This is a genomic window from Oceaniglobus trochenteri (assembly GCF_020529025.1).
Lineage (GTDB): Bacteria > Pseudomonadota > Alphaproteobacteria > Rhodobacterales > Rhodobacteraceae > Oceaniglobus > Oceaniglobus trochenteri.
In genome coordinates, this window is the sequence record NZ_JACNMM010000003.1 from 338,264 (window position 1) to 364,228 (window position 25,965).

Here is a 25,965-nt window from a genome sequence, read left to right on the forward strand (position 1 = left end):
GCGCGGCAGGTGAAAGGGGGCCATGACGGCCCCCTCAAATCGTTTCAAAAGGCCGCGATCACTGGCCCCAGCTGACCCCGGTCAGATCGACGGCCTGTGTCGGCTGATCCAGCCAAAGCCCTTTCAGATCGGTCTTGGCGATGGTCGGGATCGCCAGTTCGAAGAGATAGGCGTTCACGTAATCCTCGGCGATCATGCGCTGGGCGTCCTGCAGAAGGGCGGTGCGCGCCTCGGGGTCGGTGGTGGCGTTCAGCTTGTCCATCAGGGCCACGAATTCGGGCTTGCCATACTGGAAGTAGTAGTCGGGATTGGCATAGATGCCGATGTCCATGGGTTCGGTATGGGACACGATGGTCAGGCCGAAATCCTTGCCCTTGAAGGTGTTCTCAAGCCATTGTGCCCATTCCTGGTTCTCGATCTTCGCGTCGATGCCCACGGCACGCAGCTGGCTTGCGATGATCTCGCCTCCGCGGCGGGCATAGGAGGGGGGCGGCAGCTTCAGCGTCGTTTCGAACCCATCGGCAAACCCGGCCTCGGCCAGCAGCTTCTTGCTAAGCTCGGGGTCGAATTGCGACAGGTCGGTCAGATCGACATAGGCGGGGTTGTGCGGCGCGAAATGGGTGCCGATGGGCGTGCCGACGCCGAACATGGCGCCGTCGATGATGGCTTGCCGGTCGATGGCATGGGCCACGGCCTCGCGCACCTTGACGTTGTCGAAGGGTGGCAGCTTGTTGTTCATCGCCAGGATCGTCTCGCCCTCGGTGTTGCCAACCAGCACCTGGAAGCGCGGATCGGCCTCGAACTGGGGCAGGTTCTCGGGGGCGGGAAAGCCGACGAAAGCGTCCACGTCCTCGGCCATGACGGCGGCAAAGGCGGCGGTGGGGTCGGCGATAAACTTGAAGGTCGCCCGGGCCAGTTTCGCCGGCTCGCCCCAGTACTCGGGGTTGCGCGACAGTTCGATCCGGTCGCCCTGCACCCAGTTGTCGAATTTGAAGGCGCCGGTGCCCACGGGCATGTTGGCCAGGTTGTCGGCACTTTCGGGCGCGACGATCACGGCATCGCCCCAGGCCATGTTGAACAGGAAATTGCCGGTGGGGGCCGAAAGCGTCACCTTCACGGTCAGCGGATCGACAACCTCGACCGACTCGATGGGCGCGAACAGGCCCTTCTGCGCATTGGTGCTGTCCTCGGCGCGGGCGCGATCCAGGCTGAATTTCACGTCCTCGGCGTCCATCGCGCTGCCGTCGTGGAACGTGACCCCCTCGTGCAGGTGGAAGGTATAGGTCAGCCCGTCCTCGGAAATCTCCCACTCGCGCGCCAGGCCCGGGATGATCGACCCGTCCGAGGCAAAGCGCGTCAGCCCCTCGTAGACGTTGGAATAGAGCACCGAATCGATGGCCCCGGCCGCCCCCGCGGTGGGGTCGAGGTTGGGCGGCTCAAGCTGGATCGCGACGGTGATGGCGTCCTGCGCGGCGGCGGCGCTGGCGCTCAGGGCAAGGGCGGCAAGGATGGGGGTGAAACGCATGAAGGCTCCCTTCGGTCAGGTTTGGGCGGGCGACAGAAGGTCGACCAGGGACAACGCCATGACCGTGACGCTGTCCATCATGTCATCGACCCCGATCCATTCGTCCGGCTTGTGGGCCAGCTCCAGGATGCCGGGGCCATAGGCGACACAGTTCTTCAACTTGCCGATCCTGTCGATATGCTTTTGATCGTAGGTGCCCGGCGAGGCGACGAATTCCGCCGGCTGGCCCATCACGCGCTCGATGGCGCGGGCCACGGTGGCGGCGACGGGCGCGTTGCGGTCGGTCATCGAGGGCAGGACGTGGTTCAGCTCGCGCAGGGCATATTCGAAGTTCGGGCGGCTTTCGGCCAGTCCGTCGAGAATGCCGCGCACCTCGCCGCGCACCTGGTCCAGCGGCTCTTCGACCAGGAACCGCCGGTCGATCACGATCCGGCAGGAATCGGGCACGCAATGCGAGGGCAGCGCGGTGCTGTCGGCCAGTTTTTCCGCCTGGCCGCCGTGGATGGAGTTGATGTTCATGGTGGAACTGCGCGCCCCTTCCGGCACCACTGGCATGTCGGTGCGCCGCTGCGCCATGGCCGGAAAAAGATCGGCCTCGAAGGCGTTCAGGACCGCCCCCATGTGGCGCACCGCGCAGTCGCCCAGGAAAGGCATTGACCCGTGGGCGATCTCGCCGAAGGTCTCGATCTCGGCCCACCAGCCGCCGCGATGGCCAAGGCAGACGCGATCCTTGTTCAGCGGCTCGGGGATGATGACGTGCTGCACCTTGCGGGGGCTGAAATAGCCCTGCTTGGCCAGGTAGGCGACGCCGCCGTATCCGCCGGATTCCTCGTCCGCCGTGCCGGAAATCTCGATGGCGCCGGAAAAGTCGGGGAAGGCGGCGATGAAACATTCCGCTGCGATGATCGACGCGGCCAGCCCGCCCTTCATGTCGCAGGCGCCCCGCCCGTAGATCCGCCCGTCAACCAGTTCGCCGCCGAAGGGGTCGCGCGTCCAGCCCAGCCCCACGTCCACCACGTCGGTGTGCGAGTTGAAATGCACGCAATCCCCGGCCCGCCTGCCGTCGCGCCGGGCGACGATGTTCCAGCGCGGATAGCGATCGCAATCGCCGGGGGTGTCATGGGCGCGGATCAGATGCGTGTCGAACCCCGCCGCGCCAAGGCGCCTGTCAAGATATTCACAGATGGCGCCGTAATTCTCGCCGGGCGGGTTCAGGGTGGGAATGCGGATCAGGTCCTGGGTCAGCGCGATCAGGGCATCGCGGCTGTCGGCGATGCGGGCGTGCAGATCGGCAAGGCGTGGGTCGGCGGAACTGTCCATGGCGCAACCTTGGCCGATGGCATGGCCCATGGCAACGTCGGACTGGGGTTTCACCCCAGACCCCAGAGTATTTCCGACAAAGAAGAAGCAGGGCGCGGCATCCTGTTTCTTCTTTGTCCAAATACTCAAATTCCGACCCTGGCGTCACAGACCATCGCTGCGGAAGCTGCGGGGTTTCAGACCGTGCCGGGCGAGCTTGTCATAGAAGGTCTTGCGCGGCAGCCCCAGCACGGCGGCGGCGCGGGCGGCCTTTCCGCCCGAACGGCGCAGGGTTTCGGCCAGCACCGCCTTTTCGAAGGCGTCCATCTGTTCGGCCAGTGTCATCATCGAGGGGCCGGTGGTGGTGGCATTGATGCCCAGCACCACGGAATGGGCGAAGTTGCGCAACTCGGGCAGGTTGTCGGGCCAGTCACGGGCCATCACCTGGGCATAGACCGAATCGGGGATCGGCGGCATGTCCTGGTTGAGGTTGCGCACCGCCTGGCGCACCAGCGCCTCGAACAGCACGGCAAGGTCGCCCTTGCGCCGGTCAAGGCCGGGAAGTTCGATCTCCATCAGGTTGAGGGCGAAATAGAGGTCTTCCGACAGGCCGCGCGCGCGCAGGTCGGCCAGGGGGGCGGGGGCCGAGGTGATGAGCCGCAGGTCGGGGCGGCGTTCGATGAGGCGCAAGAGGTCGTCCTGCTGGCGCGGGGTGGCGCAATCGAGGTTCTTCAGCGACAGCGTGGCGCGAGGGGCGGGCGCCTCGAGCGTGGCGACGGCCTCGTCGGGGGCACCCTTGAGGGTGAGCGTGGCAAAGCTGGGTCGGTCGTCGCTGAGCGCGTGGATCGTATGGGCCGCCAGCCTCTTGCCCGCCCCGGCGGGGCCGAAGAGATGCAGGTGGATGGGCAGGCCTGCCGCCCGGCGCAGGTTGCGGCGCAGGGTTTCGGTGATCTCGGAGGGGCCGGGAAAATTGGTGGCGGCGGCGTCGGATTTCTGCAACTGGCGTTCGATCCGGCGCGTGCGCAGCACCAGCGCGCGGTGATCCTGGGCGCGGATCAGCACCTCGGCCAGGTGATCCGGGTCACAGGGTTTTTCCAGGTAGTCATATGCACCGTCGGACATGGCCCGCAGGGCGGTGGGCACATCGGATTCGCCGGTCAGCAGGATCACCGGAAGGTCCGGGTCCAGCCGCCGCGCATGGGACAGCACGTCGAAGCCGTCCTTTCCGGGCATCCGGATGTCGGACAGGATGACACCGGGGAAGGTGGCGCTCATGTGGTCCTTGGCCTCGATATAGCTGGCGGCCTGGATCACGGCCATGTCGGCCAGTTCCAGCGTCTGGGCCAGGGCGGTGCGCAGGGCGCGGTCATCCTCGATCACCAGGACGTGGCGGGTGCCGGTTTCAGGGTGGTTCATGGCGCGGCTTTCGGAAGGGTGAAGGTAAAGGCGGCTCCCTGGCCGGTATTTTCGGCGCGCAGGGTGCCGCCGAAGCTGCCGATGATGCCGAAGCTGATGGACAGCCCCAGGCCCAGCCCCTTGGAGGCGCCGATTTCCTTGGTGGTGTAGAAGGGTTCGAACACGCGGGTCGGGTCCGGCAGGCCACAGCCAGTGTCGGTTATGGTGCAGCTAACCATGTCGCCGGGTTGCAGGGTGATGGTGATCCTTCGGGTTTCGCTTTCGGCCATGGCATCGACGGCGTTGGTCAGCAGATTGACCAGAACCTGTTGCAGGCGCACCGTCCCGCCCAGCACCATCACCGCGCCTTCGGGCGCGTCGAGCGTGACCGTGGCGCCGCCCGCGCGCCAGTGCGGTTCGGTCAGGGCCACGGCATCGCGGGCGATGGCGGCCAGGTCGACGGGGCTGATCCGCACGGTTTCGTTGCGGGCGAAGGCGCGCAGGTTGCGGATGATGCGGTTCATGCGGTCGGTCTGGTTGGTGATCTCGGTCAGGTTTGCGCCGGCCTCGTCGGTGCGGTCGCGCGCGATCAGCTTGCGGGCGTTTCCCGCCAGGCTCTGGATCACCGCCAGTGGCTGGTTCAATTCGTGGCTGAGGCCGGCCGACATCTGCCCCAGCGCCGAAAGCTTGCCCGCCTGCACCAGGTCGTCCTGGGCACGGCGCAGCTGGGCGGTGCGTTCCTCGACCCGTGCCTCGAGGGTGGCGTTCGCCTGTTCCTCGATCAGCAGGCGGTCGGCAAGGCGCTGGCGGCGTTGGGCCAGGGCCAGCAGGCCAAGCGCCAGAAGCCCGGCGAGGGCGGCGGCCAGGCTGGCCTGAAGCAGGGCCGTCGCGCGGGCGGGGCCGGTATCCTTGAACACCAGTTCCGTCATGTTCAACTGCGGCACGAAGCGGCGCAGCACCATGGCGGCGGCGGGCAGGGTGCCGGTGTTCTCGAACATCCATACCTCGTGCCCGAACCAGCGGACGGTCCGATGCGCGGGCAGGGGGGTGACGCTGTCGCTGGGGTAACGCGGCGTGGGCACGAACTCCATGGTGGGGGGCGCATCGCGTGACAGCAGAAGGCCCGGCCGGTTCGACGCGAAAACCACGTCGGCCCGGTCGACGAAGGCGATGGCATCCTCATCGACGCGCCAGTCGAACTCGATCTGCGCCACATCGACCACCAGCACGACAACTCCCTGTTTCGTGGCGCCCCGGACCGACCGTGCATAGTAGAACCGCCGTTGCAGATCCTGCGGATCGACAGCATGATAGAACCCCAGCGCCCCCGACATCGCGGTCAGGACATCGGGGCGGAAGCCCTGGAACCGCTCGGGCGTGTCCGGATGGTTTTCAGTATCCGAGGCGGCAATCACCATCCCCTCGCCATCCAGCACCACCAAACGGTCGATGCCCGTGGTCAGCGCCATGCGCAGCAGGAATTCGTTGGTCTGGCGGGCCGGTGCATCCCCGTCGACGGCGCGGGCCACCGCAGGATGGCTGGCGAAGACATTGACCAGTTCCCGGTGGCTTTCCAGCTTACCGAGGATGCGGTCGGCCCCCTGCGCCAGGCGGACGGTGCCGGCCTGCGCCAGCTGATCCAGCGCGCTGCGGTAGGACAGCAGGAACACCGCCACCGCCAGCGCAAGGGCGAAAAGCCCGTAGCCGGCGAAGAGGGCGATCTTTCGGGTCTGTCGTGTCATCCGGGCATGGCGCGAATCGGTCCGCTCAGGTTTGTGCGGAATATCGCACAATGCGGGACTGGCGGCACCTCTTTGTGTGAGAATCCGCGCGGATTGCCGGGGATTTCACGTGAAGCCGCCATAACATTCTGTTTTCGATGGAAAATCATGCGGCCTGCATTTTCTTTGATCCGCGCGCGGGAAAATTGGCATGGTCACGCCATGTGGCGGGCCGAACCTGCCCGCACAAGACAATTCCGGGAGGATCGAATGAAGACCTTTATCAAAGCCGCTACCGTTGCCGCCGTGGCCCTGGTTCCGGGCGTTGCCGCCGCCGCCTGCGACGATGGCGAGATCGTCATCAAGTTCAGCCACGTCACGAACACCGACAAGCACCCCAAGGGGATCGCCGCCTCGCTGTTCCAGGAGCGTGTCAACGACGAGATGAACGGCATCGCCTGTGTCGAGGTGTTCCCCAACTCGACCCTCTACAACGACGATCAGGTGCTGGAAGCCATGCTTCAGGGCGATGTGCAGATGGCCGCGCCCAGCCTGTCGAAGTTCGAGGCCTTCACCAAGCAATACCGCATCTTCGACCTTCCCTTCATGTTCCGTGACATCGACGCCGTGGATGCCTTCCAGAAATCCGAGGCCGGCGAGGCGATGAAGCAGTCGATGACCCGCCGGGGCCTTCTGGGGCTTGAGTTCTGGCACAACGGCATGAAGCAGTTCTCGGCCAACAAGCCGCTGATCCTGCCCGAGGATGCGGCGGGCCTGAAGTTCCGCGTGCAGCCCAGCGACGTTCTGGTCGCGCAGATGGAGGCGCTGAAGGCATCGCCCCAGCCCATGGCCTTCTCCGAGGTTTACGGCGCGCTTCAGACCGGCGTTGTCGACGGTCAGGAAAACACCTGGTCGAACATCTATGGCCAGAAGTTCTTTGAAGTGCAGGACGGCACCACCGAAACCAACCACGGCGTTCTCGACTACCTTGTCGTGGTCGGCACCGACTGGTGGGATGGGCTGGATGCCCCCGTGCGCGAACAGCTGGCGACCATCCTGACCGAGGTCACGGACGAGCGGAACGCCGCCGTGGGCCAGGTGGACATGGAAGCACGCCAGGCGATCCTGGACACCGGCGCCGAGATCCGCGAACTGACCCCCGAGCAGCGCCAGGCCTGGGTCGATGCGATGAAGCCCGTCTGGGCCCAGTTCGAAGGCGACGTGGGCGCCGACAACATTGCCGCCGCACAGGCGATCAACGAATCGATGTAAGGCAGCCTTCGGGCGCGGGGCCGCAGGCTGGCCCCCGCCCTTCCCCCGGCCATCGCGCCGGGGGTTTCGTTTTCCGGCCCCCTTTCCCCACGACAGGAGCGACAGCATGAGCGCGCCCAGACCCTTTGAACGCACGGCCCTGGGCCGCGCCGTCAACAGCCTTGAAGAAACGGTCATCGCCTTTCTTCTGGGCGCCATGACGCTGGTGACCTTCGTCAACGTCGTGTTGCGCTATGGGTTCAACACCTCGCTGATCTGGGGGCTTGAGGTGGTGCTGATCCTCTTTGCCTGGCTGGTGCTTTTCGGCATCGCCTATGGCTTCAAGATCACCTCGCACCTGGGAGTGGATGCCATCACCAACATGCTGCCGCCGGGGCCCAAGCGGGTGATGGCGATCATCACCGCGCTGCTGTGCCTTGTCTACGTGGCGCTTCTGGCGAAGGGGGCCTGGGATTACTGGGCGCCCTTCGCGGGATTGCAGCAGACCACCGGGCGCTGGTTCCCCACGGGGATCACCGAAGGCGTGCGCAGCCGGGCCTTTTACACCACCGACCAGGTGCCGATGCCCGCGTTCCTCAGCTTCATCGAGCCCTGGACCCTGAACCGCGGCTTTCCCGAGGCCGAATGGGAGCATTACGAAAAGCTCCCCCGCGTTCTGCCCTATGCCATGTTGCCCTTCGCGGCGGCGCTGATGCTGCTGCGGGTATGCCAGGCGCTGTATCGCATCCTGCGCGGCACGCAGGACAGCATGATCGTCAGCCATGAAGCCGAAGACGCGGTCGAAGAAGCCGCCGCCAAGATGAAAGACGCCTGAGCCATGGAAGTTGTTCTGCTGTTCGTGCTGATCGTCGGCCTGCTGATGATCGGCGTTCCCATCGCGGTAAGCCTGGGCCTGTCGTCGATGATCTTCCTGCTGGCCTTCTCGGACACCTCGCTGGCCAGCATCGCGCAATCGCTGTATCAGGCGATGGCGGGGCATTATACCCTGCTGGCGATCCCCTTCTTCATCCTCGCCTCGTCCTTCATGTCCACCGGCGGGGTGGCGAAACGGATCATCCGCTTTGCCATCGCCTGTGTCGGGCATCTGTCGGGCGGCCTGGCCATTGCCGGGGTTCTGGCCTGCATGATGTTCGCGGCCCTGTCGGGGTCTTCGCCCGCCACGGTCGTCGCCATCGGTTCGATCGTGATCGCCGCCATGCGGCAGGTCGGATACACCAAGGAATTCGCCGCCGGCGTGATCTGCAACGCCGGCACCCTGGGCATCCTGATTCCGCCCTCCATCGTGATGGTGGTCTATGCCAGCGCGACCGACGTGTCGGTGGGCCGGATGTTCCTGGCGGGCGTTCTGCCGGGCCTTCTGGCGGGCACCATGCTGATGCTGACGATCTATGTCATCGCCAAGATCAAGAAGATGCCCAAGGGCGAATGGCGCGGCTGGGGCGAAATCTTCGATTCCTTCCGCGACGCACTTTGGGGGCTGCTGTTGATCGTCATCATCATGGTGGGCATCTACGGCATTCCGGGCGTTACCGGCGCGATCTTCACACCCACCGAAGCGGCCGCCGTGGCCTCGGTCTATGCCTTCTTCGTGGCCTGTTTCATCTATCGCGACATGGGGCCGCTGTCGCGCGGCGAGGGCGAGGCACCGCTGTCGCTGTACCAAAACCCCAAGGCCATCGTGACGGCCTTCTTCCACCGCGACACCCGCAACACCCTGCTGGAGGCCGGCAAGCTGACGATCATGCTGATGTTCGTCATCGCCAATGCGCTGATCCTGAAACACGTGCTGACCGACGAGCAGATCCCCCAATCCATCGCCAATGCCATGCTGTCCACCGGTTTTGGTCCGGTGACCTTCCTGATCATGGTCAACGTGATCCTTCTGATCGGCGGCCAGTTCATGGAGCCTTCGGGGCTTCTGGTCATCGTCGCGCCGCTGGTCTTTCCGATCGCCATCGAACTGGGGATCGATCCGATCCACCTGGGCATCATCATGGTGGTGAACATGGAAATCGGGATGATCACCCCGCCGGTGGGCCTGAACCTCTTCGTCACCTCGGGGGTGGCGGGAATGCCGATGATGGCGGTGGTGCGCGCTGCCCTGCCGTTCCTGGCCGTGCTTTTCGTGTTCCTGATCATCGTCACCTACGTGCCCTGGATCTCGACCGCGCTGCCCACAGCGGTCATGGGCCCCGAGATCGTGATAAAATAGCGCCGCGCGATCATCTTTGGTCGTGAAATACCCCCGCCGGAGGCCCTGACTCTCTTTCGGAGCGACAGGAACTTTCAATGCCTCCGGCGGGGATATTTGCAGGACCAAAGATGCAGGCCCCGTTGCCGCCCCGGGCGGCGGGGCGGCCAGAGGGTCGGAAAAACCAATACTTTTAGAGGTTAAGCGCCCCTTCACCCGCCGCTGCTAGACCCGAGCGTGGTGGGAAGAGGGGTGAGACAAATGACAGCGCATGCAAATGCGCCGGTGATCATCAAGCGCAAGAAGATCATTGCCGGCGGGCACCACGGCGGTGCCTGGAAGGTTGCCTATGCGGATTTTGTGACCGCCATGATGGCATTCTTCATGTTGATGTGGCTTTTGAATGCCACGACCGAAACCCAGCGCAAGGGTATTGCCGATTACTTCAACCCGACGATCCCGATAAACCGGATTTCCGGGGGTGGCGGCGGGTCGTTCGGCGGCGAAAATGTCTTCTCGGAAGAGGAGCTGGCCAAGAACGGCTCGGGCGCCTCGGCGCGCTATCATGCCGACGACGACAAGGCGCGTGGCCCTTCGGGGGTGGATACCGAACGTGCCGGCGACGGTGAGGGCGACATGTCGCGTGAGCTGGCGGAACTGGCCGACCGGCTGAGCGGACGATCGGGCGAAAGCATGGTGAGCGAGGAGCTGGCGCGCCACATCGTCACCCGTGTCACCGACCAGGGGCTGATCGTCGAACTGTTCGATCTTCCCGATGCCATGCTGTTCGAAGGTGATTCGGACCGGGCCAGGCCCCTGCTGCGCGAGTTGGTCGATGTCGTGTCCCAGGTCTTTGCACTGGCCGAGAACCGGATCGCCATCGGCGCCCATGTTCGCGCGCAGCCCATCGTGCGGCTGGACAATCCCGTGTGGGACAATTCCGGCGCGCGGGCGCACAGGGTGCTGGGGATGCTGCAGGGATCTGACCTGGACAATCAACGCATTCAAAGGGTTACGGGATACGCTGATCGCAAGCCTGCGGTCGCAAACCCGATGGCGGTGCGCAACAACCGGATCGAGATGATCCTGCTGCGCCGGGATTAGTGCCGGGTCGCGCGGATTTTAACGGTTAGCGGCCTGTTAAGGCTGCTGGCCTATCAAGGGGCAGACCGGACAATCGCATCAGAAAGGCGCTCTATGACCATCTATTCCTCGCTTTCGGCCAGTGTGGCCGGGCTGAATGCCAATGCCCAGCGGCTGGCCGGAATCTCGGACAACCTGGCGAATTCCTCGACCTATGGGTACAAGCGGATGGAAACCGATTTCCATGCGATGGTGGTGAACGGTGGCGCGCTGTCCCAGGGCAAATACACCGCCGGTGGTGTTTCAACGACGACCCACCGGCTGATCAGCGAAAGCGGCCAGGTTGTCGGCACGTCGAACGCCATGGACATCACGGTGCGGGGAAGGGGCATGTTGCCTGTGACCGAAGCCTCGGCCGTCGGGCGGGGCGGTGCGCTGCCGCTGTCGTTGATGACGACCGGTTCGTTCGAGGCGGATGCCGACGGTATCCTGACCAACTCCTCGGGGCAGGTGCTGCTGGGCTGGGCGCTGAACCCCGATGGGTCGCTGCCCGGCGTGACCCGCGACACCAGCGCCGCCCTGGTGCCTGTCAACGTGGGCCACAACCAGTTCGTGCCCAACCGGACGACGGCGGTGAACATGGGCGTCAACCTGCCAGCCGCCGACACCGCTGCCGGGGCCGCCGGCGCGCCGCGCGACCTTTCGGTCGAGTATTTCGGCAATATCGGCCAGGCCGAAAAGCTGACGGTTGCCTTCTCCCCGTCGGTTCCGGCCGCAGGCAGTTCGAATGAGTGGACGATGGTGATCACGGATTCCTCCTCGGGTGGTGCCGTCGTCGGGGAATATCAGCTTGCCTTCAACGACACGGCGGTGGATGGCGGTACGCTTCTTTCGGTCGTCGATGTGTCGGGTGGCCCCTATGATCCGACCACCGGATCGATGACCCTGCCGGTCGCCGGGGGCGATATCGAATTCAGCATCGGCCAGATCGGTGCCATCGACGGCATGACCCAGCTTGCCTCAAGCTTCGCGCCCACCAACCTGACCAAGAACGGTTCGCCCGTCGGCAACCTCGTGGGGGTCGAGATTGATGCGCAGGGGGTCGTGAACGCCGTCTATGACACCGGGTTCAACCGCCCGATCTATCAGGTGCCGCTGGTGGATGTCCCCAACCCCGATGGCCTGCTGTCGATGAGCAACCAGACCTACAAGCTGTCGAAGGAAAGCGGGCCCATGTTCCTGTGGGATGCGGGCGACGGGCCCACGGGCGAAACCCGGGGCTATTCGCTTGAGGCATCCACGACCGATGTCGCCGTTGAACTGACCAATCTGATCCAGACCCAGCGGGCCTATTCCTCGAACGCCAAGGTCATCCAGACGGTGGACGAGATGCTTCAGGAAACCACCAACATCAAACGGTAAACGCGCCGTGCGACCGGAAAGGAACGACAGATGAGCATGAGCGCGGCCCTGAACAACGCCCTGAGCGGGCTGGGCGCCGTCGGGCGTTCGGCGCAGACGGTTTCGTCGAACATCGCCAATGCGCTGACCCCGGGATACGGACGGCGCGAGGTCGCGCAATCCGCGGCCGCCTCCGGGGGGGTGCAGATCGACGGGATCAGCCGTTCGGTCAATGCGGCCGTCCTGTCGGACCGACGGCTGGCCGACGCGGAAGCCGCGCGCAGTGCCGTGGGTGCCGGGTTCCTGGACCGGGTCCAGTCTCTTCTGGGCCTGCCGGGCGATCCGGGCGCGCTGAGCGATCAGGTGGCACAGCTGGAGGGGCGCCTTGTCGAAGCGGCAAGCCGCCCGGATTCCGAGGTGCGCCTGCAATCCGTCGTTGCCGCGGCCCGCGATCTGAGCTCGCGGATCAACGACATCGGCGATGGCCTCCAGGCCGAGCGTGGCGCCGCCGACAAGGCGATTGCCGATGACGTCAGGCTGCTCAACACCACCCTGGCCGAGATCCGCGATCTGAATGCCGGTATTGCCCGGCATTCCGGCACTGGAGATGCCAACGCCCTGAAGGATCAGCGCCAGGTGCTGATCGACAGGATTTCCGAGGTTGTTCCGATCCGGTCGATTCCCCGGGATCGCGATGCCGTGGCCCTGATGACGGTGGGGGGGCAGATCATCCTCGATGGACAGGCGGCCGAATTCGGGTTCACCCGGGCCAATGCCGTGACGCCTGACATGACCCTGGGGGCCGGCCAGCTTTCGGGCCTGACCCTGGATGGCAAACCGATCGAGATGAACACCCACGGTGGCCGTATGGACGGTGGGCGGCTTGCGGCAAGCTTCGCCCTGCGCGATCAGCTTGCCCCCGAAGCCCAGGGCTATCTCGACAATCTCGCCCGCGACCTGATCGAACGGTTCGAAAGTTCGGGCCTGGACCCCACGCGCGGGCCGGGCGATCCGGGGTTGTTCACCGAGAATGGCGCTGCCCTGTCGGCGACCCCGGCGGTGGGGCTGGCACAAAGGTTGCGTCTGAACGCCTTGGTTGACCCTGACCAGGGCGGATCGGCCACACGCCTGCGCGATGGTCTTGGCGCAATGGTGCCCGGGCCTGTCGGAGAATCCGGCCTGCTGCAATCTCTGGCGGATGCGCTGGGCGAAACACGCCCGACGGTCTTGGGGCTGTCCACCTCGGCGGCGGGGCTTGCATCGGAACTTGTGGCCCGAACCGGCGGCGCATTGTTCCAGGCTGAACAATCGCAGGTCTTTGCCCAAAGCCGGGCCGACGCCCTGCGCGAACAGGAGCTGACCTCGGGCGTCGATAGCGATCAGGAAATGCAGAAACTGCTGATGATCGAGCAATCCTACGGCGCCAACGCCCGCGTCATTCAGGTGATCGACAGCATGATGCGTCGACTTTTGGAGATTTGACCATGCCGCATGCCATCGGTGATCTGGCCATGAGCCTTGCGAACCGCTCCTCGAACCTTCGCATCCGCAGCGAAATCAACACGCTTGCCCAGGAGCTTTCATCGGGGCGGAAGTCTGACCTGGGCAGCGCCCTGTCGGGAGATCTGGCGCCCATCGCCCTGATCGAACGCTCGTTGTCCAACCTTTCCGCCTACCAGACGGTCACATCCGAAACGGCCCTGTTTCTGGGCGCGGCGCAAACGGCCCTTGGGCAGATTTCGGGTCATCTGGAGGGGTTGTCAGGCGCGGCCTTCGACATGGAGAACAATGCGAACCCCGCGCTGATCGACAATTTCGCCAAGGATGCGGAGGGCCGATTCTTCAGCATTGCCAGCGCCATGAATGCCGGAATTGCCGGGCGCAGTCTTTTCGCGGGCAATGCAACCGACTCCAAACCGCTTGATCGCCCCGAGCTTGTTCTCTCCGATCTCACCGCCGCGATTCCGCCCGGTGCCGATGCCAAGGCGGTGTCCGATATCGTCGATGCCTATTTCGCCCCTGGCGCGGGCTTTGAAAGCAACCGCTATTCCGGATCGAACGACGCCATGGCGCCCCTGCGCGTTTCGGCCGATGACAATGTGGCATTCGGAGCAACGGCGAAATCCGATGCGATGCGTGCCGCGCTGGCTGCAACCGCCAAGGCGGCCCTGCTTGACCGTGGCATTTTGGCCGGTGACATCGACGAACAGCGCAAGCTGATCCGCGCCAGCGGGCTTGATCTCATGGGGGCGGGGGCCGAAATTGCGGCCTTGCGGGCGGATATCGGGATAGCCGAAGCGAAGGTGGAGCGCGCGCAGGTCAGAAACGGCGCCGAACGATCCGCGCTGGATCTGGCGCGCGCCGATATTGTCGCGGCCGATCCGTTTGAAACCGCCAGTCGGTTGACGGCGGTGCAGGCCCAACTTGAAACCTTCTACACGGTCACCGCGCGCCTGTCCCGACTCAGCCTGACGGAGTATCTGCGATGACCCTGTGGCGCCTGCTGTTTTGCGTCCTGTTGGCCCTGACAACCCAGGCCGCGGCCGGATCGGTCAGGATCAAGGACCTTGTCGAATTCGACGGCGTCCGAGGCAACGATCTGGTCGGATACGGCCTTGTCGTCGGCCTGAATGGCACCGGTGACGGCATCAGGAACGCGCCCTTCACCGAAGACATCATGGCCAGCATCCTTGAACGCCTGGGCGTGAATGTCACCGGAGAGCAGTTTCGACCCAAGAACGTTGCGGCGGTTCTGGTGACGGCTGCCTTGCCGCCCTTCTCACGGGCCGGGGCCCAGATCGACGTCACGGTCTCAGCAATCGGCGATGCCGGCAGTCTCATGGGTGGAACGTTGGTGATGACGCCGCTGAATGCCGCCGACGGTCAGATATACGCCGTGGCCCAGGGGACCGTTCTTGCCGGCGGAACCGTGGCCGAGGGTGACGCCGCAACCGTGACCCAGGGCGTGCCCACCTCGGGGGTGATTCCGGCAGGCGGGCGGGTCGAGCGCGAGATCGAGTTCGATTTCACCCAGATGACATCCATCCGCCTGGCCCTGCGCACGCCCGATTTCACCACCGCGGGCCGTATCGAACAGGCCATAAACCGGGATCTTCGCCGCAATGTCGCGCTGATGCTGGACGCCGGCACGGTCGTGATCGACATCGGCGCGACGCGGCTCCAGTCTCCGGCCCATGCCATCGGGCGGATCGAGAGTATCGCGATCGAGCCTCAGCGGCGCGCACGGGTGGTTGTCGACCCAAGTTCAGGCACGATCGTCATGGGCGAGGATGTGCGCATCAGCCGCGTGGCGGTGAGCCAGGGCAACGTCACGATCCGGATCGAAGAAGCCCCCCTAGTGGTTCAGCCGAACCCCTTCGCAGAGGGGGAAACCGTCGTCGTGCCACGCAGCAAGGTCGGAATTGACGAGGAGCCGGGAATCGGGCTGGCCGAAGTGCCGGAAGGGGCGTCTCTCTCCGAGGTGGTGCAGGGGCTGAACGCCCTTGGCGTATCGCCGCGCGACATGATCGACATCCTAAAGAGCATCAAGGCGGCTGGCGCCCTGCACGCGGAATTCATCGTCCGGTGACATAGCAGTGTCCCCGAAACGGTCGGTCCCATAATCGGAGGGCCCTCTGCCTTTGCGGCAGTTTCGCTGGATAGGCGCTGCGGCGCTGCGATTAGAGGATGGTACGACGCAAGCGGTTTTGAAAGGGCCGTCATGCCGGAATGTTCGCGGAAGGGCATCGCGAAGGCAGCATGTGTCGCCATCAACCGAAGGTCCAACCCAATGCTATCACTGCAGTTTTCGAGAAATGACTTTCCTTCGGGAAAGTGGTGCCCAGGAGAGGACTCGAACCTCCACACCGTTGCCAGTACTAGCACCTGAAGCTAGCGCGTCTACCATTCCGCCACCTGGGCTACCGTGAGTGGCGATTTACGGGAGGGATTCGGGGGTGTCAACGGGATTCGCGGCTGATTTGACGGAATATTTCCGGCGGTGCCCATTTCGCGCGGGGCGTGGTGCCACAGGGGGCGGATTGCGCCTTGTGCCATGGGGGGCGCGGGCTTAAACCTTGGTGCGGAAAAATCTTTGGGGCAACGATATGTCGAACCTTGTCACGATCTTTGGCGGCTCGGGCTTTGTCGGGCGGTATGTGGCGCGCCGGATGGCGAAGGCCGGATGGCGCGTGCGCGTCGCGGTGCGCAATCCCAATCTTGCCGGTTTCGTGCGGCCCTATGGCGTGGTCGGCCAGGTCGAACCCGTGTTCTGCAACATCCGCGATGACGAGTCCGTTCGCGCCGTGGTGAACGGCGCCGATGCCGTGGTGAACTGCGTGGGCATCCTGGCCGAAAGCGGCAAGCAGCGGTTCGATGCGGTTCAGGCCGAAGGCGCGGGGCGCGTGGCCCGGATCGCCGCCGAAAAGGGTGTAGCGCGGCTGGTGCATGTGTCGGCCCTTGGTGCCGATGCCGCAAGTGACAGCGATTATGCGCGCAGCAAGTCCGAAGGCGAAGCGGCGGTTCTGGAACATATGCCCGAAGCGATGATCCTGCGCCCCTCGATCATCTTCGGGGCCGAAGATGAATTCTTCAACCGCTTTGCCGGGATGACGCGCTTTGGCCCGGTCCTGCCGGTAATCGGCGCCGCGACCCGGTTTCAGCCTGTCTATGTCGATGATGTGGCCAAGGCGGCGGTGCTGGGCGCCACCGGCAAGGCGCCGGGGGGCATCTATGAACTTGGCGGACCCGATGTGCGCAGCTTCCGCGAGCTGATGGGTGAGATGCTGGCGACGATCCAGCGGCGGCGTCTGGTCGTGAATGTGCCGTTTCCCATCGCCCGGATCATGGGGTCGGCCTTCGACCTTCTGGGCAAGATCTCGGGCGGGTTGATCGCGGGGCCGGTGACGGCAGACCAGGTGCGCAACCTGCGCCATGACAACGTGGTGTCCGAAGGCGCGCAGGGTTTCGATGACCTGGGGATCCGCCCGACCGCGACCGAGGCCGTGCTGCCCGAATACCTGTGGCGGTTCCGCCCCTCGGGGCAGTATGCTGCGATCAAAGGTTCGGCCAAGAACCTGCGCCTGCGTCAGCCCTGATCATAGCTGTAGGCGATTACCAGGAGGATCACGCCCAGGATCACGCGGTAGATCACGTAGGGCGTGAAACTGACAGAGCGCAAGAGCCGCATCATCAGGGCCAGCGCCAGCAGTGCCGAACCGAAGGCGAAGATCGCGGCGATGGCCGCACCGCCCAGGATGGCATAGTTGGCGTCGGCCACCACTTCGGCCCCCAGCAGAAGGCCCGAGGCCAGGATCGTCGGAATCGACATCAGCATGGCCAGGCGCGCGGCATCCTCGCGCCCATAGCCCAGCATCCGCGCCGCCGAAACGGTGATGCCTGAACGGGACGTACCGGGAATCAGTGCAACCGCCTGCCACAGACCCATGACGATGGCATCGCGCATGGTCCAGGTCTCGGCGGTTTTCGCGGTCGTGCCCTTCTGATCGGTCCAGTACAGCACCAGCCCGAAGATCAGCATGGTCCAGCCGATCACCGCGGTCGAACGAAGCATGTCGTCAACACCCGTCAGCTTGAGGATCAGGCCGGCGATCACCACCGGAATCGTCCCCAGGATCAGGCCTAACGCAAGGCGGGCGCCCGGCGTGTCGATGCGGCCCCGCAGGGCGCGGGGCAGGCCCAGAAGGCCAAGGCGCACATCCTGCCAGAAATAAAGGATCACGGCCCCGAGCGTGCCAAGATGAACGGCGACATCGATGGTCTGGCCCTGATCGGCCAGCCCCGTGAGATGGGGCAGAAGAATCAGGTGGCCGGAGGAGGAGACCGGCAAGAACTCGGTCAGGCCCTGGATGATTGCGACCAGCAGAAGATGGAGAAGAGTCATGTGCCTTGCCCGACTGAAAGGTGCCCAAGCTATAAGGCTTTGAATTTATTTTGGGAAACGAAAAAAGAGACAGTAAGGATTACCTAAAATAGAGCGACCATGATGTGTATCAGGGACGGGAAGCGAAAAAAACAGCAAATAGGTCAGCACAGGTGACTTTTATTTCCCTTCGGCCCCCTTTATGAAGGCGCACGAATGTATGGACCGGGATCTTTCTGATGGCGAAGAACGTGATGCTCAAGTTTGTGGATGTGGCGCGGGATATGCCCGAAAAGCGCGCGCCCGATCTGCGCCGTCAGGATTTCAACGAGATCTACGGCGAATATGCCCGTGAAAAGGCCGGCGAACAGGCCGGGCGGTGCAGCCAGTGCGGCGTGCCCTATTGCCAGAGCCATTGCCCCCTGCACAACAACATCCCCGACTGGCTGCGCCTGACGGCCGAGGGGCGGTTGCAGGAAGCCTATGAGTTGAGCCAGGCCACCAACACCTTTCCCGAAATCTGTGGCCGGATCTGCCCGCAGGACCGGCTTTGCGAAGGCAACTGTGTCATCGAACAGGCCGGGCATGGCACCGTCACCATCGGGTCGGTTGAAAAATACCTCACCGACACGGCGTTCGAACAGGGGTGGGTCAAGCCCATCACCAATGCGGGCGAGCGTGGCGAATCCGTGGGCATCATCGGCGCCGGGCCGGGCGGCCTGGCCGCCGCCGACATGCTGCGGCGCGCCGGGGTGCAGGTGACGGTCTATGATCGCTATGACCGCGCGGGCGGCTTGATGACCTATGGCATTCCCGGCTTCAAGCTGGAGAAGGACATCGTCATGCAGCGGGTTGCGCAGCTTGAAGAAGGCGGCGTGACCTTCGTTCTGAACTGCGATGTGGGCGTCGACATCTCATTCGATGCGATCCGCGGCCGGCATGACGCGGTGCTGATCGCCACCGGTGTCTACAAATCGCGCGAACTGACCGGCCCCGGTTCGGGCGCCAAGGGAATCGTGCGGGCCATCGATTATCTGACCGCCAGCAACCGCAAGAGCTTTGGCGACGAGGTGCCGGAATTCGACAATGGCGATCTGAATGCCACCGGCAAGAAGGTGGTTGTCATAGGCGGCGGCGACACGGCCATGGATTGCGTGCGCACCGCCATCCGCCAGGGGGCGGAATCGGTCAAATGTCTCTATCGCCGTGACAGGGCGAACATGCCGGGCAGCCAGCGCGAGGTTGCCAATGCCGAGGAAGAGGGCGTGGAATTCGTCTGGCTGAGCGCGCCGCACGGCTTTGCCGGCGATACCGTTTCCGGCGTGATGACCCAGCGGATGCGCCTCGGCGATCCCGATGCGACGGGACGCCAGATGCCCGAACTGATCGAAGGGTCGGACTATGTCGAAGAGGCCGACCTGGTGATCAAGGCGCTGGGGTTCGAGCCCGAGGATCTGCCCAAGCTCTGGGGTGTCGAGGGGCTGGAAGTCAGCCGCTGGGGCACCGTGATCGCCGATTTCAAGACGCACGAGACCAGCATCGAGGGCGTCTATGCCTGCGGCGATATCCAGCGTGGCGCGTCGCTGGTGGTCTGGGCCATCCGCGACGGGCGCGAGGCGGCCGAGGCGATGCTTGAATATGTGACCGGGGCGGCGCGGATCGCGGCAGAGTAGCCGGTTTCGACCGGCCCGACCGGAAAGGGGAAACAGGATGACGCAGAAATCTACCGGCGGATGCCTGTGCGGCGCGGTGCGCTATACGCTTGCCGAACGGCCCGAGGGGCTTCACGCCTGCCATTGTTCCATGTGCCGCCGCCATACCGGGGGCATCGCCCTGGCCGTGTCGGTTGCGCCCGGTGGAATCGTGTTTCAATCCGATGCCGCGCTCAGGGTTCACGCCACCTCGGACTGGGCCGAACGGGCGTTTTGCGGCACCTGCGGCTCATCCCTGTTCTGGCGGTTGACGGCCCCCGGCCCGGCGCAGGGCAACATGGCGCTTTATTCCGGCACGCTGGACGATCTGGAGGGGTTGGAACTGATCGAGGAAATCTATGTCGATCACAAGCCCGAAGGCTATGCCTTTGCCGGTGAGCGCAAGCGGATGACCGAGGCCGAGGTTCTGGCGCAGTTCGGGATCGGAGACGCGACATGAAGACCGGCGCCTGCCTTTGCGGTGCCGTGCGGTTTCGGGCCGCCGATGTGCCGGATACCTTCGGCGTGTGCCATTGCAGGATGTGCCGCCGCTGGACCGGCTCGGCCCTGCTTGAGGTCAGTGTGCCCGAGGGCGGCGTGACCTGGGCGGGTGCGGAGAATATCGCCCGGCGGGCGACCTCGGCCTGGGCCGAACGGGCCTGGTGCCGCGAATGCGGATCGGGGTTGTATTACAAGGTGACGATGCAGGGCGAATGGTCGGGCAAGCTCGACATTCCGCTGGGTCTGTTCGATGAGCCGGACGGCTTCAAGATGAGCCACGAGATCTTCATCGATCACAAGCCCGACAGTTTTGAATACGGCGGCCCGGCACGCATCGTGCTGACCCGCCAGCAGTGCGTCGAGAAGTTCGGCGCGCTGGACAGTGAATGATGGCTTCGGCCCGTTTCGGAGAGGATGAACGACATGACCAAGTATGATGCCGAATGGGTTGCCGCCGAGGAAGCAAAGCGCGCCTGGATGGCCGAGAACGGCCTTTACCGCGACGAGGACGAACATTCGTCCTGCGGCGTGGGCCTTGTGGTGTCCATCGACGGCAAGCCCCGCCGCCAGGTGGTGGACAGCGGGATCGCCGCGCTGAAGGCGATCTGGCACCGCGGCGCGGTGGATGCCGACGGGCGCACCGGCGATGGCGCGGGCATCCATGTGCAGATTCCGGTGCCGTTCTTCTACGACCAGATCAAGCGCACCGGCCACGTCCCGCGCGAGGATGAGCTGATCGCGGTGGGCCAGGTCTTTCTGCCGCGCACCAACTTCGGCGCGCAGGAAACCTGCCGGACCATCGTGGAAACCGAAGTCCTGCGCATGGGCTACTATATCTACGGCTGGCGCCATGTGCCCGTGAACATCGACGTTCTGGGCGAAAAGGCCAATGCCACCCGCCCCGAGATCGAACAGATCCTGATTTCCAACGTCAAGGGCGTGGACGAAGAGACCTTCGAGCGGGAACTTTACGTCATTCGCCGCCGGATCGAAAAGGCGGCGACGGCGGCCGGGGTGGGACAGCTTTACATCGCTTCGCTGTCGTGCCGGTCGATCATCTACAAGGGCATGATGCTGGCCCAGGACGTGGCGAATTTCTATCCCGACCTGCAGGACGAACGCTTTGAAAGCGCCTTCGCCATCTATCACCAGCGCTACTCCACCAATACCTTCCCGCAGTGGTGGCTGGCCCAGCCCTTCCGCATGCTGGCCCACAACGGCGAGATCAACACGTTGAAGGGCAACCTCAACTGGTTGAAAAGCCACGAAATTCGGATGGCCAGCAGCACCTTTGGCGACATGGCCGAAGACATCAAGCCGATCGTCGCGCTGGGGTCGTCGGATTCGGCCGCCCTGGATGCGGTTTTCGAGGTTCTCGTGCGTTCGGGCCGGTCGGCGCCCATGGCGAAAACGCTGATGGTGCCTGAAAGCTGGTCCAAGCAGGCCGAGGATCTGCCCCAGGCCTGGCGCGACATGTATTCCTATTGCAACAGCGTGATGGAGCCCTGGGACGGCCCCGCCGCCCTGGCCATGACCGACGGGCGCTGGGTGTGCGCCGGGCTTGACCGCAACGGTCTGCGGCCCATGCGCTATGTCGTGACGGGCGACGGCCTGGTGATCGCCGGCTCGGAAGCGGGCATGGTGCCGGTCGAAGAGGGCCGCGTCGTCGAAAAGGGGGCGCTTGGCCCCGGTCAGATGCTGGCCGTGGACATGCAGAAGGGTGTCCTGTTCCATGACCGCGACATGAAGGACAAGCTGGCCGCGGCGCTGCCCTTCCAGGAATGGGTCGGCAAGATCAAGGAGCTGGATTCGACGCTGACGGCCCTGCCCGAAACGGCAATCTTCAGCGGCACCGAGCTGCGCCGCCGCCAGGGGGCTGCCGGTTACACCATCGAAGAGCTTGAGCAGATCCTCGCCCCCATGGCCGAGGATGGCAAGGAAAGCATCGCCTCGATGGGCGACGATACCCCCAGCGCGGTCCTGTCGCAGAAATACCGCCCGCTCAGCCATTTCTTTCGCCAGAACTTCAGCCAGGTGACGAACCCGCCCATCGACAGCCTGCGCGAACACCGGGTGATGAGCCTGAAGACACGCTTCGGCAACCTCAAGAACGTGCTGGACGAGGACGGCAGCCAGACCGAGATCATCGTGCTGGAAAGCCCCTTCCTGGCCAATGCCGAGTTCGATGAACTGACCCGTCATTTCGACAGCAAGGTCACGGTGATCGACTGCACCTTCGCACCGGGCGCCGGGGCGCTGTCGGACGGTCTGACCCGCATCCGCGCCGAGGCCGAGGATGCCGTGCGCTCGGGCTCGGGGCACCTGGTGCTCAGCGATCAGGGATCGGGCGCCGAACGTGTGGCGATGCCGATGATCCTGGCCACCAGCGCCGTACATTCCTGGCTGACCCGCAAGGGCCTGCGCACCTTCTGTTCGCTGAACGTGCGCAGCGGTGAATGCATCGATCCGCATTACTTCGCGGTTCTGATCGGCTGTGGCGCGACCACGGTAAACCCCTACCTGGCACAGGATTCGATTGCCGACCGCATCGAACGCGGCCTGCTGGACGGCAACCTTGGCGATGCCGTGGCGCGCTATCGCAGTGCCATCGACCAGGGCCTTCTGAAGATCATGTCGAAGATGGGCATCTCGGTGGTCTCGTCCTATCGCGGTGGTCTGAACTACGAGGCGGTGGGCCTGAGCCGCGCCATGTGCGCCGAATATTTCCCCGGGATGCACAGCCGGATTTCCGGCATCGGCGTGTCGGGCATCCAGATCAAGGCCGAAGAGGTGCACGCCCAGGCCTGGCGCAGCGATGTCCTGCCCATCGGCGGTTTCTACAAGGCCCGCCGTTCGGGTGAAACCCACGCCTGGGAGGCCACCAGCATGCACATGCTGCAATCGGCCTGCGACCGCGCGTCGTATCAGATGTGGAAGCAGTATTCGGCCAAGATGCGGGCCAACCCCCCCATCCACCTGCGCGATCTGCTGGACATCAAGCCGCTGGGCAATGCGATTCCGCTGGAAGAGGTGGAAAGCATCACCGCCATCCGCAAGCGGTTCGTCACGCCGGGCATGTCGCTGGGCGCCCTGTCGCCCGAGGCGCACAAGACGCTGAACGTGGCGATGAACCGGATCGGCGCCAAGTCCGACAGCGGCGAAGGCGGCGAAGACCCGGCGCATTTCGTCCCCGAAAGCAACGGCGACAACCCCAGCGCCAAGATCAAGCAGGTGGCATCGGGGCGCTTCGGCGTCACCGCCGAATACCTGAACCAGTGCGAGGAACTGGAAATCAAGGTGGCCCAGGGCGCCAAGCCCGGCGAGGGCGGGCAACTGCCGGGCATGAAGGTGACCAAGCTGATCGCGCGGCTGCGCCATTCCACCCCGGGCGTCACGCTGATTTCGCCGCCGCCCCACCACGACATCTATTCGATCGAGGATCTGGCGCAGCTTATCTATGACCTGAAACAGATCAACCCGCGCTGCAAGGTGACGGTAAAGCTGGTGGCATCCTCGGGGGTCGGCACCATCGCGGCCGGGGTAGCCAAGGCCAAGGCCGATATCATCCTGATTTCCGGGCACAACGGCGGCACCGGCGCCAGCCCGGCGACCAGCATCAAATATGCCGGCCTGCCCTGGGAAATGGGCCTGACCGAGGCGCATCAGGTTCTGGCGATGAACAACCTGCGCGGACGGGTGACCCTGCGCACCGATGGCGGGCTGCGCACCGGTCGCGACATCGTCATGGCGGCGATGATGGGGGCCGAGGAATACGGCATCGGCACCGCCGCCCTGATCGCCATGGGCTGCATCATGGTGCGCCAGTGCCAAAGCAACACCTGCCCCGTCGGCGTCTGCACCCAGGACGACAAGCTGCGTGAAAAGTTCACGGGCACGGCGGACAAGGTGGTGAACCTCATCACCTTCTACGCCCAGGAAGTGCGCGAAATCCTGGCCAGCATCGGTGCGCGGTCGCTGGACGAGGTGATCGGGCGGGCGGACCTGCTGAGCCAGGTGTCGCGCGGCTCGGCGCATCTGGACGACCTTGACCTCAACCCGCTGCTGATCACCGTCGATGGTGCCCAGTCCATCGTCTATGACCGCAACAAGGAGCGTAACGCCGTACCCGACACGCTGGATGCCGAGATCGTCAAGGATGCCGCCCGGTTCCTGGACGAAGGCGAGAAGATGCAGCTGTCCTATGCGGTGCAGAACACCCACCGCACGGTCGGCACCCGCACCTCAAGCCATATCGTGCGCCGCTTCGGGATGCGCAACAACCTGCAACCCGACCACCTGACGGTGAAACTGACCGGATCGGCGGGGCAATCCCTGGGCGCCTTCGCCGCGCCGGGGCTGAAGATCGAGGTGTCGGGCGATGCCAACGACTACGTCGGCAAGGGGCTGTCGGGGGGCACCATCGTGGTGCGTCCGCCCATGGCCTCGCCGCTGACGGCGGCCGACAACACGATCATCGGCAATACCGTGCTTTACGGGGCGACCGACGGTTACCTTTTCGCCGCAGGTCGGGCGGGCGAACGGTTCGCCGTGCGCAACTCTGGTGCGAAGGTGGTGATCGAGGGCTGCGGATCGAACGGTTGCGAATACATGACCGGCGGCGTGGCCGTGATCCTGGGCGAGATCGGCGCGAACTTCGGCGCCGGGATGACCGGTGGCATGGCCTATCTCTATGATCCCGAGGGCCGCGCCGCGACGCTGATCAATGGTGAAACCCTGGTCACCTGCCCGGTGCAGGTCGATCACTGGGAAGACCAGCTGCGGGGCCTGATCCAGCGCCACCTTGACGAAACCGGCAGCCGCCGCGCGGCGGGGATCCTGCAGAACTGGTCGGACACCCGGCGTCACTTCCTGCAGGTCTGCCCGAAGGAAATGCTGGCCCATCTGCCTGCGCCCCTCGGCCGGGAAGAAACCGCGATCCCGGCAGAGTAGCGCCGGGAGCTTGCGAAATCCTGCCCACGCGTGGGCAGGATACACGCATCGGTAGAGTTAACGGTTTGTTTTTGACAGGTTGGTAAGAAAACCGACAGAAACCAGTCAGAGGCAGTACCATGGCAACCTTCAACGACCAGTTCTTCACCTTCGATCCGGCCAATCCGCCGACCGGATCGTCGGTTACCTTCAGTCGCCTTGATCTGACCGATGCCAACAACGACGGCGATGTCGATCGATTCAATAGCGATTCGGTGAACGGGTCGGATGTGGTGCGTTCCTACCCCGGTGATACGGTTACAATCGCCACTGGTTCCGGCAACGTTACCTACACCGGCATCACGTTCTATACTGCGGACGGCGGCCGATATTTCACGCCCACCGACGGCCAGGTCTTGCAGAACGGCACCGTGGTCGGCGCGACGGCGGTGTCGGGGCAAGGCCCGCTTCAAATGTCAAACCTAGGGCCGTCCTGTTTTGTGGCGGGCACCCGGTTGCGCACACCGAACGGGATGCGCCCGGTGGAAGGAATCGCCGTCGGCGAACAGGTGAAAACCCGCGACAGCGGCATCCAGACGGTGCGCTGGGTCGGGCAAAGCACCACGCGCGGTATCGGGCCTGCCGCACCTGTGCGGTTTGCGCCGGGCGCGATCGGCAACACCCGCGAACTGCGGGTCAGCCAGCAGCACAGGATGCTTGTGCGCGGGCCTTTGGCCGAGATCTATTTCGGCGCGGGCGAGGTTCTGACCGCCGCCAGACATCTGGTCAACGGGCGTGACATCACCTTCGCACCCTGCGCCGAAGTCACCTATCTGCACCTGCTGTTCGACCGGCACGAAATCCTCTTTGCCGAGAACGCCCCCTGCGAAAGCTTCCACCCCGGCGACACGGTTCTGGGCGAGGATGACGCGATGATGGATGAACTGCGCATGCTGTTTCCCGATTTCGACGGGCTTTGCGCGGAAGGCGCCTGGCGCATGGCCCGCCCTGTGGTGCGTGGCAGCGAGGCAGCCGTGCTGGTGAACCAAGGCGCGGCTTGACCGCCTGACCCCTCT

At 64.5% G+C, this 25,965-nt stretch carries 19 protein-coding genes and 1 tRNA gene; 14 read left to right on the plus strand and 6 right to left on the minus strand.

Annotation, left to right across the window (positions count from 1 at the left end):
• Positions 1-58 precede the first annotated feature (58 nt).
• The 4 genes from H7828_RS05925 to H7828_RS05940 form a co-directional block, all read right to left on the minus strand.
• The gene (locus H7828_RS05925) at positions 59-1,525 is read right to left on the minus strand and encodes an ABC transporter substrate-binding protein (RefSeq protein WP_226780084.1); all 1,467 of its coding nucleotides are present in this window, start codon (positions 1,523-1,525) and stop codon (positions 59-61) included.
• 15 nt (positions 1,526-1,540) lie between these two features.
• The gene (locus H7828_RS05930) at positions 1,541-2,845 is read right to left on the minus strand and encodes an acetylornithine deacetylase/succinyl-diaminopimelate desuccinylase family protein (RefSeq protein ID WP_226780368.1); all 1,305 of its coding nucleotides are present in this window, start codon (positions 2,843-2,845) and stop codon (positions 1,541-1,543) included.
• Between the two features lie 144 nt (positions 2,846-2,989).
• A complete protein-coding gene (locus H7828_RS05935) occupies positions 2,990-4,240 on the minus strand; it encodes a sigma-54-dependent transcriptional regulator (RefSeq protein ID WP_226780085.1) in 1,251 nt (416 codons plus the stop codon).
• Positions 4,237-5,961 (minus strand): sensor histidine kinase, encoded by a 1,725-nt coding sequence (locus H7828_RS05940; RefSeq protein ID WP_226780086.1) that lies wholly within the window; start codon positions 5,959-5,961, stop codon positions 4,237-4,239. The genes H7828_RS05935 and H7828_RS05940 overlap by 4 nt, the downstream gene beginning before the upstream one ends.
• A 249-nt stretch (positions 5,962-6,210) precedes the next feature.
• Between H7828_RS05940 and H7828_RS05945 the strand changes: the two genes are divergently transcribed.
• From H7828_RS05945 to H7828_RS05980, 8 genes are all read left to right on the plus strand, one after another.
• The gene (locus H7828_RS05945) at positions 6,211-7,212 is read left to right on the plus strand and encodes a TRAP transporter substrate-binding protein (protein ID WP_226780087.1); all 1,002 of its coding nucleotides are present in this window, start codon (positions 6,211-6,213) and stop codon (positions 7,210-7,212) included.
• A 106-nt stretch (positions 7,213-7,318) separates the two neighbouring features.
• Positions 7,319-8,026, plus strand: a complete 708-nt coding sequence (locus H7828_RS05950; protein WP_226780088.1) for a TRAP transporter small permease — start codon at positions 7,319-7,321, stop codon at positions 8,024-8,026.
• Between the two features lie 3 nt (positions 8,027-8,029).
• Complete coding sequence (locus tag H7828_RS05955) at positions 8,030-9,424, plus strand: TRAP transporter large permease (RefSeq protein ID WP_226780089.1); 1,395 nt, start codon at positions 8,030-8,032, stop codon at positions 9,422-9,424.
• Between the two features lie 240 nt (positions 9,425-9,664).
• Positions 9,665-10,507 carry a flagellar motor protein MotB gene (locus H7828_RS05960; RefSeq protein ID WP_226780090.1) on the plus strand — a complete coding sequence of 281 codons (843 nt, stop codon included), beginning with the start codon at positions 9,665-9,667 and terminating at the stop codon, positions 10,505-10,507.
• A 93-nt stretch (positions 10,508-10,600) separates the two neighbouring features.
• On the plus strand, positions 10,601-11,908 hold the full coding sequence (locus H7828_RS05965; RefSeq protein ID WP_226780091.1) for a flagellar hook protein FlgE: 1,308 nt from the start codon (positions 10,601-10,603) through the stop codon (positions 11,906-11,908).
• Between the two features lie 30 nt (positions 11,909-11,938).
• Complete coding sequence (gene flgK, locus H7828_RS05970; protein ID WP_226780092.1) at positions 11,939-13,369, plus strand: flagellar hook-associated protein FlgK; 1,431 nt, start codon at positions 11,939-11,941, stop codon at positions 13,367-13,369.
• Positions 13,370-13,371: 2 nt separating this feature from the next.
• Complete coding sequence (locus H7828_RS05975; RefSeq protein WP_226780093.1) at positions 13,372-14,376, plus strand: flagellin; 1,005 nt, start codon at positions 13,372-13,374, stop codon at positions 14,374-14,376.
• Positions 14,373-15,476 (plus strand): flagellar basal body P-ring protein FlgI, encoded by a 1,104-nt coding sequence (locus H7828_RS05980; protein WP_226780094.1) that lies wholly within the window; start codon positions 14,373-14,375, stop codon positions 15,474-15,476. Before H7828_RS05975 ends, H7828_RS05980 begins: the two co-directional genes overlap by 4 nt.
• 246 nt (positions 15,477-15,722) lie before the next feature.
• Here the strand turns inward: H7828_RS05980 and H7828_RS05985 are convergent.
• Positions 15,723-15,808: transfer RNA gene (locus H7828_RS05985), tRNA-Leu, on the minus strand.
• A 185-nt stretch (positions 15,809-15,993) separates the two neighbouring features.
• Here H7828_RS05985 and H7828_RS05990 point away from each other — a divergent pair.
• The gene (locus H7828_RS05990) at positions 15,994-16,983 is read left to right on the plus strand and encodes a complex I NDUFA9 subunit family protein (RefSeq protein ID WP_226780095.1); all 990 of its coding nucleotides are present in this window, start codon (positions 15,994-15,996) and stop codon (positions 16,981-16,983) included.
• On the opposite strand, the gene H7828_RS05995 is transcribed toward H7828_RS05990, so the two are convergent.
• Positions 16,974-17,789, minus strand: coding sequence for an undecaprenyl-diphosphate phosphatase (locus tag H7828_RS05995; RefSeq protein ID WP_226780096.1), 816 nt, complete (start codon positions 17,787-17,789; stop codon positions 16,974-16,976). The two genes, H7828_RS05990 and H7828_RS05995, sit on opposite strands and share 10 nt — an antisense overlap.
• 218 nt (positions 17,790-18,007) lie before the next feature.
• Between H7828_RS05995 and H7828_RS06000 the strand changes: the two genes are divergently transcribed.
• The 5 genes from H7828_RS06000 (at position 18,008) to H7828_RS06020 (ending at position 25,950) form a co-directional block, all read left to right on the plus strand.
• Positions 18,008-19,441 (plus strand): NAD(P)-dependent oxidoreductase, encoded by a 1,434-nt coding sequence (locus H7828_RS06000; RefSeq protein ID WP_226780097.1) that lies wholly within the window; start codon positions 18,008-18,010, stop codon positions 19,439-19,441.
• 37 nt (positions 19,442-19,478) lie between these two features.
• Complete coding sequence (locus H7828_RS06005) at positions 19,479-19,919, plus strand: GFA family protein (RefSeq protein ID WP_226780098.1); 441 nt, start codon at positions 19,479-19,481, stop codon at positions 19,917-19,919.
• Positions 19,916-20,350 carry a GFA family protein gene (locus H7828_RS06010; protein ID WP_226780099.1) on the plus strand — a complete coding sequence of 145 codons (435 nt, stop codon included), beginning with the start codon at positions 19,916-19,918 and terminating at the stop codon, positions 20,348-20,350. The genes H7828_RS06005 and H7828_RS06010 overlap by 4 nt, the downstream gene beginning before the upstream one ends.
• A 33-nt stretch (positions 20,351-20,383) precedes the next feature.
• Positions 20,384-24,910 carry a glutamate synthase large subunit gene (gene gltB, locus H7828_RS06015; RefSeq protein ID WP_226780100.1) on the plus strand — a complete coding sequence of 1,509 codons (4,527 nt, stop codon included), beginning with the start codon at positions 20,384-20,386 and terminating at the stop codon, positions 24,908-24,910.
• A 119-nt stretch (positions 24,911-25,029) separates the two neighbouring features.
• Positions 25,030-25,950: a Hint domain-containing protein gene (locus tag H7828_RS06020; protein ID WP_226780101.1), complete on the plus strand. Its 921-nt coding sequence runs from the start codon at positions 25,030-25,032 to the stop codon at positions 25,948-25,950.
• The last annotated feature ends 15 nt before the right edge of the window (positions 25,951-25,965 follow it).